The following is a 13,430-nucleotide window of genomic DNA, read 5'->3' as shown; positions in this document are numbered from 1 at the left end:
GCACCGGGTTGGTCCGGGTATCACGCAAAATGTAAATGTCTAGAATTTAGTTGTATCTGTTTCAGTCACCCTCAGGAGTTTTCCGTATGAAAAAACAAGTATTGGCATTGGCAGTCGCGGCACTGGCCGCTGGCGGCGCGATGGCGCAAGCCAATGACACGCTGGCCAAGATCAAGGCTTCCGGTGTCATCACCGAAGGCGTGCGTGAATCGTCGGGCCTGTCGTACACACTGGGCAATGGCCAATACACGGGCTTCCACTACGACGTCTGCGCCAACATCATCAAGGACCTCGAGAAGGCCGCCGGCAAGAAGCTCGAAGTCAAGTACCAGCCCGTGACCTCGCAGAACCGCATTCCGCTCGTGCAGAACGGCACCGTGGACATCGAGTGCGGCTCGACCACCAACAACGCCACGCGCCAGAAGGACGTGGCTTTCGGCGTGACCACCTACGTCGAAGAAACCAAGATCGTCGTCAAGGCCAACTCGGGCATCAACTCGCTGGCCGACCTGAAGGACAAGACGGTTGCAACCACCACCGGCACCACGCCGCTGCAGACCGTGCGCAAGCAAAAGCGCGCCGAGAACCTGACCTTCAAGGAGGTCTACGGCAAGGACCACTCCGACAGCTTCCTGCTGCTCGAAACCGGCCGCGCCGACGCCTTCGTGATGGACGGCTCGATCCTGGCTGCACTGGCCGCCAAGTCGAAGTCGCCCAAGGACTACAAGATCCTGTCCGACGTGCTGGCCGTCGAGCCCATCGCCATCATGATCCGCAAGGACGACGCCGCCTTCAAGAAGGCCGTGGACGACAGCATCAAGGCACAGGCCAAGTCTGGCGAACTCGCCAAGCTGTACGACAAGTGGTTCCTCAAGCCGATTCCGCCCGCAGGCGTGACCATCGGCCTGCCGCTGGGCGAAGCCACCAAGAACGCTTGGGCCAACCCGAACGACAAGCCTGCTGAAGACTACGTCACCAAGGAATAAGCGCCGCGTCGCTGCGTGATGACGCCCACCTTTCGCGGTGGGCGTTTCTTTTCAAGGGACTGGTTTTCGAAGAGACGGTGAAGAAGGAGTAAACACAAATGGGCAACTGGGATTGGCAGGTATTCCTGCAAGACCCCGGGGGGGAATATCCGAGCTACCTTCAATGGATGCTCTCGGCGTGGGGCTGGACCGTGTCGGTCGCGCTGCTGGCGTTGATCGTGGCGCTGGTGCTGGGCTCGCTCATCGGCATCATCCGCACGCTGCCCGACAGCCCGTGGCTGGTGCGGCTGGGCAATGCCTGGGTCGAGCTGTTCCGCAACATTCCGCTGCTGGTGCAGATCTTCCTCTGGTACCACGTGATCCCGGCGCTCATCCCCGTCATGAAGGGCGTGCCGAGCTTCATCCTCGTGGTGCTGGCGCTGGGCTTCTTCACTTCCGCGCGTATCGCCGAGCAGGTGCGCTCGGGCATCCAGGCGCTGCCCAAGGGCCAGCGCTATGCGGGCATGGCGGTGGGCTTCACCACCGTGCAGTACTACCGCTACGTGATCCTGCCGATGGCCTACCGCATCATCATCCCGCCGCTCACGAGCGAGACGATGAACATCTTCAAGAACTCGTCCGTCGCGTTCGCCGTGTCGGTCACCGAACTCACCATGTTCGCCATGCAGGCGCAGGAAGAAACCTCGCGCGGCATCGAGGTCTACCTTGCGGTGACAGGCTGCTACGTGATCTCGGCCCTCATCATCAACCGCCTCATGGCATTCATCGAGAAGAAGACCCGCGTGCCGGGCTTCATCGTGTCTGCAAGCGCGGGCGGCGGAGGACACTGACATGATGAATCTCGACCTGTCCTTCTACAACTGGGACGTCATCAGCAACTTCGTCGTCAAGGGCTTCTACTTCAGCATCATGCTGACGATAGTCGCCACGATCGGCGGCGTGATCTTCGGCACGATCCTGGCGCTCATGCGCCTGTCGGGCAAGAAGTGGCTCGATGCGCCGGCGGCCATCTACGTCAACGGCATGCGAAGCATCCCGCTGGTGATGGTGATCCTGTGGTTCTTCCTGCTCGTGCCGGCGTCGTTCTACTCGCTGTTCGGTTCGGTCGGCTCCAACTACCGCTCCGAAATCTCGGCCGTGATCACCTTCGTGGCGTTCGAGGCCGCGTACTTCAGCGAGATCATGCGTGCCGGTATCCAGTCGATCCCGCGCGGCCAGGTGAATGCGGGCCAGGCGGTCGGCATGACCTACGGCCAGAACATGCGCCTGATCGTGCTGCCGCAGGCCTTCCGCAACATGCTGCCGGTGCTGCTCACGCAGACCATCATCCTGTTCCAGGATACGTCGCTGGTCTACGCCATCGGTGCCTACGACATGCTCAAGGGCTTCGAGACCGCGGGCAAGAACTTCGGCCGCCCGATCGAGGCCTACCTGCTCGCGGCTGTCGTGTACTTCGTCATGTGCTACGCCCTTTCTTGGCTGGTCAAGCGCCTGCACAAGAAGATCGCCATCATTCGCTGATTGTTTGAGTGGCTGAACCGGAGAGAAAGAAATGTCCGAAAAAATGATTGAAATCAAGAACGTATCCAAGTGGTATGGCCCGGTGCAGGTGCTCAACGATTGTTCGGTGAGCATTTCCAAGGGCGACGTGGTGGTGGTGTGCGGGCCCTCGGGCTCGGGCAAGTCCACCCTCATCAAGACCGTGAATGCGCTGGAGCCCTTCCAGAAGGGCGAGATCACCGTCAACGGCATTCCGCTGCACGACCCCAAGACCAACCTGCCCAAGCTGCGCTCCAAGGTCGGCATGGTGTTCCAGCACTTCGAGCTGTTCCCGCACCTGTCGGTGACCGAGAACCTCACGATCGCGCAGATCAAGGTGCTGGGCCGCACGCCCGACGAAGCCAAGACCCGTGGCCTGAAGATGCTCGACCGCGTGGGCCTGATGGCGCACAAGGACAAGTTCCCGGGCCAGCTGTCGGGCGGCCAGCAGCAGCGCGTGGCCATTGCCCGTGCGCTGTCGATGGACCCGATCGTGATGCTGTTCGACGAACCCACCTCGGCACTCGACCCCGAGATGGTCGGCGAAGTGCTCGACGTGATGGTGAGCCTGGCCAAGGAAGGCATGACCATGATGGTGGTCACGCACGAAATGGCTTTCGCCCGCAAGGTCGCGAGCCGCGTGATCTTCATCGACGTGGGCGGCAAGATCCTGGAAGACTGCCCGAAGGACGAGTTCTTCAGCCACCCGGAAAACCGCCAGCCGCGCACCAAGGACTTCCTGAACAAGATCCTGCAGCACTGATCCGCTGCTGCCGCGCAAGAAAGTCAAAAGCCACGCTGTTCTGCAGCGTGGCTTTTTTCATTCTCGACCGGGCAATGCCTTGTCGAAGAAGGCCGGAATCTCAAGGCCCAACTGCGCCAGGAAGGCCTTCCTATCGAAGCCCGGCGGGTCGTTCCTGATGTCTCCATCGTCGCTTGGAATGGCGCTGGCCGGGGTGTCCATGAATGCGAAATGCCAGGCGTTGGGAACCCGGTGGAGTTCGGCGCGGGGCATGTTCTGCGCAATCCATTCGGCGTGAAAACGCGGGACGAGGAACCGGTCCAGCTCCGCCTCATAGATCTGCGTCGGGATCCTGATCTCCGCCAGCGAAGACGCCGTGAAGACAACACCCGCCGGCGCCAGCAGCACGACCGCACGCACCCGCGGGTCGCGCAGCGAAGGCAGCACCGATGCTGATGCAGCAGGCGAGCCAGTCGTCGTTGGGGCGTTCCGGCCCACGCCGCAAAAAACCGGATCGGCCTCGCGCTCGCTCTCGCAGTGCCTGCGAATGCGCGACAGGTCGACCTGCCCACCCGCCAGTGCCAGCACGGTATAGCCGCCGGCCGAATGCCCCACCGCGCCAATGCGAAGGCCCTGGGCGTCGCTGGCGATGCGATCCTTCCACTGCGGGTCTTGCAGCAAGGCGTCGATCACGCGCGATACCTGCCGTGGCCGTTCGGTGAAGTAGACGCTGCCGCCTTTCTGCAGCAGCGACCCGTCCTGCCAGTTGTCGCCGGGATGGCGAAGGGCCGCGACCATGTAGCCGTCCCGCGCGAGGGCCTCGGCGAGGCTGCTGTGGCCCAGTTCGGTGCCGCCGATACCGTGGCTCAGCACGATCAATCCCTTGAACTTGTCCTCGGGCGGCGCCTGGATGGCCGCCTGTACCGTGAACGGGCCCATGGCCGTCGTGCGCTCGGTCGCCTTCGTCGGGTAGTAGAGCGCGACCACCGTGGGTGCGGCGTCGGGCGTGTCGCCCGGAATGCGCAGCTGCCGCCAGCCGGCCTGGGCTGCCAGGAGCTGGAAGGACAGCAGCAGGCCCGAGGCAAGCAGCAGGGGCTGGCGAAAGAAGAAGGCAGTGCGCATCGCGGATCTCCATCACATGGTTATGGAGTGCGCATGGTTGCCGCGCCGCGGCGCAACTGCCATGCGAATGCGATGAAGTGCGCCAAAGGCGGCGCGAGATGACCGGATGAAGCGCGCGCCGGAACCCCGCTATCCCGCCGCCACGATCACATGTGCCTGAATCTTGCCGGCCACCGGGCCCTCTTTGCCATGGCGGCTGGCGATCGCCTCCGTTGCGCGCTCCGTAGCGAGCTGAAGCAGGGTGGCGTCGCGCGTCTCGATTTCATTGCGCAGCGGCGTTCCCTGGCAATAGGCGGTGGCAACGTCGCGTGCCGAGGGGGCGCGGCTCAGCTTCTCGCGCGTCTCGATCCCGATGTTGGTGAACCCTGCGCGGCCCAGATCCTCGCGGATCAGTGCGGTGTCGTGATAGCCGTGCGGAGTGCGGGCGAGAAATCGCGGAGGGTCATGCGGAAACACCGTGGCGACGGCGTTCGTGACGTCGTCGGCAAAGGCGTTCTCTTCGATGCGGTCCCACACGCTGAAGACAAAGCGCCCGCCCGGCCTCAGCACGCGACGCGCCTCGGCGTAGCCGGCAACCCGGTTGGGGAAAAACATCGCGCCGAACTGGCAGCAAACAACGTCGAACGATGCATCTTCGAACGGCAGGGCGAGCGCGTCCGCCTGCCGCCACTCGATACGGCCATCGGGCCCCTGCCGGGTGGCTGCATAGTCGAGCATGGGCTGGTTGAGGTCGGTTACCACGTAGCGCGCGCCAGCGCCGAGTTTTGGCGCAAGCGCCCGCGTAACCACACCGCTGCCGGCCGCCGTTTCAAGCACCGAGCCGGGCGAGGAAGCCGCAACAAGCTCTGCCATGTCGGTGGCGTAGGCCTCGAAGATGAGGGGGACCATCAGCGTGTCGTAGAACTTCGGGATCGAGCCTGCGAACACCTTGTCGCTTTCAGCCATGAGACCTCCTCGGAAGCCCTGAAATGGCGCGTTTGCTCACCTATTCCAGAGCGGGCAGGCCTCCCCGACGAGTCCGCCGCCTAGCCGGGCATTGGCGACGGTGCACCATGGTGGCCCCGCATGCCACCGCCGTCAACGTCGTTCTGGGGCGATGCAGCTCAAGGCAGGCGGGAAATGCGCTGCGTCAGCAGATCGAAGAACCCCTGCGCATCCCCCTCGGCAATCCAGTTCACGTTGGCGGGCTTCTTCAAACCGCCGTACCAGTCGACCACCGTCTGGCCGAAGCCCAGCCCTTCGCGGCTGTCGACTTCCACGTTCACCTTCCGGCCCCTGAACAGCGAGGGCTGCAGCAGGTAGGCGATCACGGTGGCGTCGTGCACCGGGCCGCCGGGCAGGCCGTAGTACTGCATGTCGTGCTGCACATAGGCATCGAGGATGTCGGCCACCGTCTTGCCTGCCTGGTTGCCGATGCCGCGCAGCCTGGCAATGCGCTCGGGGCTGGTCAGCACCTTGTGCGTCAGGTCGAGCGGCAGCATGGTGATCGGCACGCCGCTCTTGAGCACGATCTCTGCCGCATGCGGATCGGCGAACACGTTGAACTCCGCCGTCGGCGTGATGTTGCCGCCATTGAAATGCGCGCCGCCCATGAGCACCAGCTCGCGCAGGCCGCGCGTGATGTCGGGGGCCTGCGTCAGTGCCAGCGCGAGGTTGGTCTCGGGCCCGAGCATGGCGAGCGTCACGCTTTTTTCGGGCGCCGCGCGCAGCGTGCGGATCAGGTAGTCGACCGCATTGCCATCGGCCAGCGGCTGGCTCGGCTCGTGCACCTTGACGCCGGTGATGCCTTCGCTGCCGTGGATGTCGGCTGCATAGATGGGCGTGCGCAGCAGGGGCCGCGGCGCACCGGCGTAGACCGGAATGTCGGGCCGCTTCGCCCACTCGCGCGCAAGGCGCGCATTGCGCGAGGTCTTGGCGAGCTGCACGTTGCCGGCCACGGTGGTCAGCGCCTGGATCTTCAACTGCTCGGGCGAGGCCATGGCAAACAGCAGGGCGATCACGTCGTCGGCGCCGGGGTCGGTGTCGATGATCAGCGTGTGCACGGTGGCATCGGCTGCATGTGCCTTCGGGGTGATGAAGCTGGTGGTCAAGAAAACGAGTGCTGCGAGAAGAACCGAAAAGATCGCGAAGCGCGATGGCCGTGTTGTTGCGACGGTCGATGCGGTGGACCTGGGATGCATGGTGAAGGAGGCTCCTTGCTGCGCGAAGAAGTGCGCTGTGCAAGTCAGTCTGCCAGAGCATCTCGCGGCGCGGCATCGGATCGCGGGTGCATTGTCGGTGGCGATGCACGGGCTCGCAACGGTGCGCATACCAAGGGGTTAGCGCGTGCGGGCGGCCGAAGTGGAAAGTGCGCAAACACGCCCAGGAAGAGGTCGGCCGCCTGTTGTGAAAACGCCGCTTGCTCAGCGCCGACGATCCAGCAGCCGCAGCGCAAAGAACGCCAGGATCTCGTCCCTTGCAGCAAGCGTCGGTTGCCCCGCCTCATCGATCAGGTGCGCCGTCACCACGCTGTGCGGGCTGGCCACCACCTGCGCGAAGAAGGGCGGCGTGTTCGGGTTGGCTGCGCTGTCGGGCAACACGCGCGCGACAAAACGCTCGCCCAGTGCTTGAGAGAACGCAGCGAAGCGCTCGGCCTTGCAGAACCTGTCGCCGTCGAAGCGGTAGGCCATCACGCTCAGATCCTCGCGCTCCAGGCGCTGGCGCACGGCCGCGAGTTCGTCGGCCGCCACGTTTGTGCCGGCAGGGTCGTCCAGCGGCAGCGAAGGCTGGCACACCACCGGCGCGAGCATGGCGGGCTCCATCATCATCGAGAGCGCGAAGTTGCCGGTGAAGCACATGCCGATCGCGCCCACGCCCGGGCCGCCGCATTCCTCATGCGCCAGCCGCGCGAGCGCGCGCAGCCATTGCGTCACCGGGCTCGATGCGTTCGATGCAAAGGCGCGGAACTCCGCGCTCACGCAGGCGCGCTTGAACACGGCGGCGCCTTCCTCGGCCTGCGGCACCGCGCCGTCGCGGCCGAACAGCGAAGGCATGTAGACAGTGAAGCCCGCGTCGCGCACCCAGCGTGCAAAGCGTGCCACGTGCGGGCTGATGCCCGGCATCTCGGTCATCACGATCACGGCGGGGCCTTGGCCCATCAGGTAGACCTTCTTCTCGATGCCGTCGAGCGTGATCTGGCGCGGGGTGAAGTCGTCGAGCGGATCGTCTTCGTTCAGGGAGCGGGTCGGTGTCATGTGAGTGCGGCCGTGGACGGCGCGGGGAAAGCGGATGAGCTTGTATTGGGCCGCGCGCGTCGCCAGAATGGCAGTGTCAAATTTGACCGTTTCAGGGCTGAATCAGACATGCACGATTTCACCGTTCTGGTGCTGCCCGGCGCCTTCAACTCCAGCGTGGCGGTCACGCTCGACATCCTGGGCGCCGCGCAGGCCGTGGCCGCTCGTGCCGGCGTGGCGCCGCCGCGCTGGAGGCTGTGCTCGGTGCAGGGCGGCCCGGTGCGGTTGCAGGCCGGTATGAGCCTGGAGACTGTGCGCCTGCCCGTGCGACCGCGTGACGACCGCTCGACGTGGGTGGTGCCGGGGCTCGGGCTCAACACGCCGGGCGAGATCAGGCGGTGCCTCGACGGCGATGACGCGGCCAAGGCCATCGCGGGCCTCGTGCGTCATGCGAAGGCCGGAGGGCAGGTCGCGGCCTCGTGCTCGGCGGTGTTCCTGCTGAATGCCGCGGGCCTGCTTCAGGGGCGGCGCGCGACAACTTCATGGTGGTACTCGGCGCTGCTCAAGCAGATGGCGCCTGGCTGCACCGTCGACGTCGACCGCATGGTGTGCTCCGACGGACCCGTGGTCACGGCCGGCGCCGCGTTCGCGCAGACCGACCTGATGCTGCATCTGCTGCGCGAGCGCTGCGGCAGCGCACTCACCGATCTTGTCTCGCGCATGCTGCTGATCGACGGGCGTCAGGCGCAGGCACCGTTCATCGTGCCGGAGGTGCTGGCCAACGGCAACGATCTTGTGGCGCGACTGGCGGCGCGGGTCGAATCGGCATTGCCCGATCCGCCCGCGGTCAGTGCGTTGGCGCGCGAGTTCTGCATGTCGGAGCGCACGCTGTCGCGCCACGTCCAGAAGGCCATAGGCAGGAGCACGCAGGCGCTGGTGCAAAGCGTGCGTTTGCGGCGCGCCCGCGCGCTGCTCGAGTCGAGCCGGATGACTGTCGAGCAGGTGGCCGGCGCCGTGGGCTACCAGGACGCCACGGCGTTGCGGCGCCTGATGAAGAAGATGGCGGGCGCGAACCCGAGCCGCTACCGAGGCTGATGCGCCCGCAATGCGCCGTGCCTGCTCTTACTTCTTGCGTGCGGCAATCGCCTGCTCGGCCTTCGCAACAAGGTCGGCACCCACGGTCGACTTCCACTTGTCGTACACCGGTCGCGTTGCCTTCACGAAGGCATCGCGTTCGGCTGGTGTGAGGCTGGTCACCGTCACGCCCATGCCTGCGATTTCCTTCAGCAGGGGCTTGTCGGCTTCGATCAGGCCTTTGCGCGCGATGACGATTTCTTCCTTGCCCGCATCGATGGCGGCCTGGCGCACGATGGCCTGGTCAGCCGGCGTCCACGAGGCCCAGATTTCCTTGTTCACCACGAACACCAACGGGTCGGCCACGTAGCCCCAGGCGGTCAAAAATTTCTGGCCCACGTTCTGCATCTTGAGCACTGTGAACAGGAACAGCGGATTCTCCTGACCGTCGACCGCGCCGCTTGCGAGTGCGGGCTGTGCGTCGGCCCAGCTCATCTGCGTGGGGTTGGCGCCGAGCGCGGTGAACATGTCGGAGTAGATGGGCGAGCCGACCACGCGGATCTTCATGCCCTTGACGTCGGCCGGCGACTTGATCGCCCGCTTCGAATTGGTGATTTCGCGGTAGCCGTTCTCGCCCCAGGCGAGCGGCACCACGCCGGCCTTGTCGAGCGTCTTGAACATCTCCTTGCCGACCTCGCCCTGCGTGAGCGCGTCGATCGCCGCGTAGTCCGGCATCAGGAAGGGCATGGAGAAGAGGTTGAGCTGCTTGACCTGCGGCGACCAGTTGATGGTCGAGCCCACGGCCATGTCGATCACGCCCTGGCGCAGCGCGCTGAACTCGCGCGTCTGGTCGCCCTGAATGAGCGACACGCCGGGGTACAGCTTGATGTTGATGCGGCCCTGGGTGCGCTCCTTCACCATGTCGGCCCAGATCTTTCCGGCCTGGCCCCAGGGCGTGGGCGGGCCCAGCACCAGCGACATCTTGTATTCGGGCTTGTAGGCGGCTTGCGCCATGGCGCCGGTCGAGAACATGCCCAGGGCGGTTGCTGCGGCGGCGAGGCCGAGAAGGGTGCGGCGGAATTTCATGATGAGGGCTCTCCTTATGGTTCTGAGACGGGACAAAAATCAGTAGCCGAGCTTGCGCGGCAGCCAGAGTGCGAGTTCGGGAAAGATGATGACCAGCACCATCACCACGAACATCGAGAACAGCATCCAGCCCACCCAGCGCACGGTTTCTTCCATGCGCACCTTGGCGATGCGGCACGACACCATCAGGTTGACCGCGAGCGGCGGCGTGAACTGCCCCAGCGCCACCTTCAGCGTGAGGATCACGCCGAACCACACCGGGTCCCATTTGTAGTACTGCACGATGGGCAGCAGCAGCGGCACGAAGATCAGGAAGATCGACACGCCGTCGAGGAACATGCCCACGGTGATGAGCAGCAGTATCAGCAGCGCCAGGATGCCGTACTCGCCAAGGCCCGAATTCACGATGGCGCGCGTCACCGGATCGATCACGCCCAGCGTCGACAGCGAGTACGCGAAGATGCCCGCCAGCGACACCACCAGCAGGATCACGGCAGAGAGCTCGCCCGACTCGCGCAAGATCACGAACAGGTCGCGCACCTTGATGGTCCGGTGGATGCACATGCCCACGAACAGGCCGTAGAACACCGCCACCACTGCAGCCTCGGTCGGCGTGAACCAGCCCGCGCGCATGCCGCCGAGGATGAGCACGGGCGCGGCCAACCCCCAGGTCGCTTCGCGAAAGCTCTTCCAGAACGGCGGGCGCGGCAGCGTGGCTTCGAGTGCACCCATCTTGTGTTTGCGCGCCAGCATCACGGCCGGAATCATCAGCGCCAGGCCGGCCATCACGCCGGGGATCATGCCGGCCGCGAACAGCGCAGGCACCGAGGCACCGGGCACCAGCACCGAGTACACGATGAAGGCAACCGATGGCGGAATCAGGATGTCGGTGGCCGCTGCAGCGCCCACCACGCTGGCCGAGAAGGCGGCAGGGTAGCCGGCGCGCGACATGGCCGCGATCATCACCGCGCCCACTGCGGCCGCGTTGGCCGGGCCCGAGCCCGAGATGCCGCCGAGAAACATCGCCACCGCAATCGCCACCAGCGGCAGCATGCCGGGGCCGCGGCCCACGATGGCGACGGCAAAGTTGACGAGCCGCAGCGCCACGCCCGAGCGGTCGAAGATGGAGCCGACCAGCACGAACATCGGAATGGCCAGCAGCGGGTATTTGCCCAGGCCCGCATAGAAGTTCTGCGGCACGGCCAGCAGGCCGAACCATTGGGCGTCGCTGTTGGCCAGTGCGATGCAGGCGGCGCCTGCAAGGCCCAGCGCCGCGCCGATGGGCACGCCCACCAGCATCATCACGACGAAGGCGACGAAGAGCAGGGTGGCGATCACTTGGTGTCGTCCTTGCTCTCTTTGGTGTCCGAGCCGTAGTTCGTCTTGCGTCCGCGGCGGATCATGAGGCCCACCGCGCGCAACGCGATGGCGAACGACACGATCGGCAGCCAGATCGAATACCACCACGCGGGCAGCCCGATGCCAGGCGTTGTCTCCTCGAAGCGGAAGTCGTCCCACACCATGCGGATGCTGAGTGCGCCGATGAGCGTGAACAGAATGGCGATCATCAGCGCGCCGAACTGCGCGAGCCGCTTGCGCCGCGCCATCGATCCGCTTTCGGAAAAGTACTCGATGCGGATGTGCCGGTCGCGCGCCACAGCGGCCGAGCCGGCCACCAGCGCCAGCATGATCATGAGGAACACCGAGAACTCTTCAGTCCACGCAAAGGACGAGTCGGTGAAGTAGCGAACGATGACGTTGGCGAAGGTGATGAGCGCCAGCGCGCCCATGATGATGACCGTGAGCCAGTCTTCGATGGCAAGGGGAACTTTGGTCGGTTCGTCGGCTGCTTCGATGTCGGGGGGAAGGGGGCTGGCGGCGTCCAGCGTGGGGCCGGACTCGGGTGGAGTTGTCATCGCAGGATGGTCAGTGAGGCACGAACGGCGGGACGCGTCCGGTACACCTCGACAGGGAACAGCCTTCGATGCTAGGTGGTCGATGACCACTCATGTATCGGGGGTTTCCTTAGCTGCGGGGCCTGCAGAGCGGCTTTCAGGGCCTGTGCACGGTGAGTGCGGCTGTGAGGTTGGCGGTTCGACCGCTGCGGCGGATTGCAGATGGACGTGCGGGGGGCGTACCGCTGAGCTTTCGTGAGAGATGGGCGGTGGATACGCAGAAGTCCGAAGGGCTGGTGTCGGCTGCGGTCGTTGGTATGACTGCGTTCAATGTTCGCGTCAGACTGATTGCGGAAATTCAACGAAGCGGACCGGGAAGTCTGTTTCGAGACCGGTTGTGGAACGGCACCAGTTGGCCGTCAAGTGAAGGGCCGGTCCAGTGGGGGGAAATGCGAGGCGACTTCAGTCGGTCCAATGATGGTCGAGGGCCCTTTAACCCAGAAAATCGACACCTACGGATCGCGGTGAGCGATCTGTGAGCAGTAGCCGCCATCATTCTGGTGGTGCGTTCCATCGGTAGCCGGACGACGCTCCATGTACTTGATCTGTTCTCCGGCAATGGAAACGTCCTGATCATTACGGGCAGCCTCCCAGTGGATAAGTTTTGGACGCCGATAATTGGGCATGGCCAAAGTCCCTTACTCGATCCGCACCGGGATCAATCCGCGCACCAACGGGTTCGACCTGAAGACCACTAATGGTCTCTTCGTGCGGCTCTATGAGCAGCTTCGAGAAGAGGGTTACACGCACGAGCAATTCGGTTTCTGGTGCGTGGACATGCATGACGTGAAGGGCAAGTTGGTGGACGTAGAGTTCACCGTCCTGATGACGCTGCGGAAGCCCGACCTGTGGCCAATTGCCGACAAGGCGCCTGGATATTCGGAAGACGATCTGTTCGACATGATCGAGTTCTTGTTCGACCACGTCTCCAAACCCCTGACTGGCAGCATGCATAGCTATGACCAATGCGGCATGCATTGGGAGACCTTCGACAAGGAAGCAGGGCAGAAGAAATTTCGGAAACGGGTCAACGATTTACTTGCGCTCTACGAACATCGGTTCGAGTTGTCTGCCGATGGCCTGATCCTCCGCCAAGCGCCCAGCGGTTTTGAGCAACTACTTGATGCTACTGTCCCTACCGACGACAAGACCATCACCGCTAGGGTCAAGGCAGCGGTGAACGAATATCGTCGTCACGGCGCATCCCTCGATGTTCGGCGGCATGCCGTGTCTGATCTGGCGGGTGTGCTGGAAGCACTGCGCCCGAAAATGTCTGAGGCGATCACGTCTAATGATGAGAAGGACCTGTTCAACATCGCCAACAATTTCATGATTCGGCACCACAACGACAAGCAGAAGACCGACTATGAAGCCAACCTCTGGTTGAGTTGGATGTTCTATGTGTACCTGTCCACCATCCACCTTATCCTGAGGCGAGTGGAACTGAAGAAGCCGAAACGCAACCCGGGTGACCTTGTCTTCAGAGAGCGGGTAGAGCGGTAGAGCTCGTCGAACATCGCAGCTTTGCTTTCACAAGCTTCCAGGGTTTCTTCAGGTCAACGCTGCCCCCACAGACCGGGCTTGAGTTCGACGGGGCTGCGGGAATCTAGAAGACTGCTATCGCTGGAGGCCGTGTGATAACGCGCAAGAAGGTCGCGCGACGCGGATACAGCTCGCAACCTGATGGAAGTTTCGGATTGGTCGCGTCTACGCC

The 13,430-nt window shown here is 64.0% G+C and carries 13 protein-coding genes; 6 read left to right on the top strand and 7 right to left on the bottom strand.

Translation table 11 applies throughout. The annotated features are described in order from the left end of the window. Positions 1–86: 86 nt before the first annotated feature. The 4 genes from BMW87_RS24325 (at position 87) to BMW87_RS24310 (ending at position 3,288) form a co-directional block, all read left to right on the top strand. Positions 87–986 carry an amino acid ABC transporter substrate-binding protein gene (locus tag BMW87_RS24325; RefSeq protein ID WP_093057307.1) on the top strand — a complete coding sequence of 300 codons (900 nt, stop codon included), beginning with the start codon at positions 87–89 and terminating at the stop codon, positions 984–986. A 98-nt stretch (positions 987–1,084) separates the two neighbouring features. Next, positions 1,085–1,816 (top strand): amino acid ABC transporter permease, encoded by a 732-nt coding sequence (locus BMW87_RS24320; RefSeq protein ID WP_093057308.1) that lies wholly within the window; start codon positions 1,085–1,087, stop codon positions 1,814–1,816. A gap of 1 nt (position 1,817) precedes the next feature. Continuing rightward, positions 1,818–2,507, top strand: coding sequence for an amino acid ABC transporter permease (locus BMW87_RS24315; RefSeq protein ID WP_093057309.1), 690 nt, complete (start codon positions 1,818–1,820; stop codon positions 2,505–2,507). 43 nt (positions 2,508–2,550) lie between these two features. Then, positions 2,551–3,288: an amino acid ABC transporter ATP-binding protein gene (locus tag BMW87_RS24310; RefSeq protein ID WP_093057334.1), complete on the top strand. Its 738-nt coding sequence runs from the start codon at positions 2,551–2,553 to the stop codon at positions 3,286–3,288. A 57-nt stretch (positions 3,289–3,345) separates the two neighbouring features. On the opposite strand, the gene BMW87_RS24305 is transcribed toward BMW87_RS24310, so the two are convergent. The 4 genes from BMW87_RS24305 to BMW87_RS24290 form a co-directional block, all read right to left on the bottom strand. Further along, a complete protein-coding gene (locus tag BMW87_RS24305) occupies positions 3,346–4,389 on the bottom strand; it encodes an alpha/beta hydrolase family protein (RefSeq protein WP_093079127.1) in 1,044 nt (347 codons plus the stop codon). A gap of 129 nt (positions 4,390–4,518) precedes the next feature. Continuing rightward, a complete protein-coding gene (locus BMW87_RS24300) occupies positions 4,519–5,334 on the bottom strand; it encodes a class I SAM-dependent methyltransferase (RefSeq protein ID WP_093079125.1) in 816 nt (271 codons plus the stop codon). A gap of 158 nt (positions 5,335–5,492) precedes the next feature. Further along, positions 5,493–6,479 (bottom strand): nucleoside hydrolase, encoded by a 987-nt coding sequence (locus tag BMW87_RS24295; protein ID WP_371127393.1) that lies wholly within the window; start codon positions 6,477–6,479, stop codon positions 5,493–5,495. A gap of 312 nt (positions 6,480–6,791) precedes the next feature. Continuing rightward, positions 6,792–7,622, bottom strand: a complete 831-nt coding sequence (locus BMW87_RS24290; protein ID WP_093079122.1) for a dienelactone hydrolase family protein — start codon at positions 7,620–7,622, stop codon at positions 6,792–6,794. A gap of 108 nt (positions 7,623–7,730) precedes the next feature. Between BMW87_RS24290 and BMW87_RS24285 the strand changes: the two genes are divergently transcribed. Next, positions 7,731–8,696 (top strand): GlxA family transcriptional regulator, encoded by a 966-nt coding sequence (locus tag BMW87_RS24285; RefSeq protein ID WP_093079120.1) that lies wholly within the window; start codon positions 7,731–7,733, stop codon positions 8,694–8,696. Positions 8,697–8,723: 27 nt separating this feature from the next. Here the strand turns inward: BMW87_RS24285 and BMW87_RS24280 are convergent, their stop codons facing one another. From BMW87_RS24280 to BMW87_RS24270, 3 genes are read right to left on the bottom strand one after another with little or no spacing between them, the layout of a single operon-like run. Beyond that, positions 8,724–9,761 (bottom strand): DctP family TRAP transporter solute-binding subunit, encoded by a 1,038-nt coding sequence (locus BMW87_RS24280; protein WP_093079117.1) that lies wholly within the window; start codon positions 9,759–9,761, stop codon positions 8,724–8,726. Positions 9,762–9,800: 39 nt separating this feature from the next. Next, on the bottom strand, positions 9,801–11,099 hold the full coding sequence (locus tag BMW87_RS24275) for a TRAP transporter large permease (protein WP_093079115.1): 1,299 nt from the start codon (positions 11,097–11,099) through the stop codon (positions 9,801–9,803). Then, positions 11,096–11,677 (bottom strand): TRAP transporter small permease, encoded by a 582-nt coding sequence (locus tag BMW87_RS24270; RefSeq protein WP_093079112.1) that lies wholly within the window; start codon positions 11,675–11,677, stop codon positions 11,096–11,098. Before BMW87_RS24270 ends, BMW87_RS24275 begins: the two co-directional genes overlap by 4 nt. A gap of 663 nt (positions 11,678–12,340) precedes the next feature. Between BMW87_RS24270 and BMW87_RS24265 the strand changes: the two genes are divergently transcribed. After that, positions 12,341–13,219: a hypothetical protein gene (locus BMW87_RS24265; RefSeq protein WP_256216889.1), complete on the top strand. Its 879-nt coding sequence runs from the start codon at positions 12,341–12,343 to the stop codon at positions 13,217–13,219. Positions 13,220–13,430: the final 211 nt, after the last annotated feature.

This window comes from Variovorax sp. OV084, assembly GCF_900111625.1.
Classification (GTDB): domain Bacteria; phylum Pseudomonadota; class Gammaproteobacteria; order Burkholderiales; family Burkholderiaceae_C; genus Variovorax.
The sequence above is the reverse complement of the archived record's forward strand: the minus strand, read 5'-3'. Positions and strand labels throughout refer to the sequence as shown.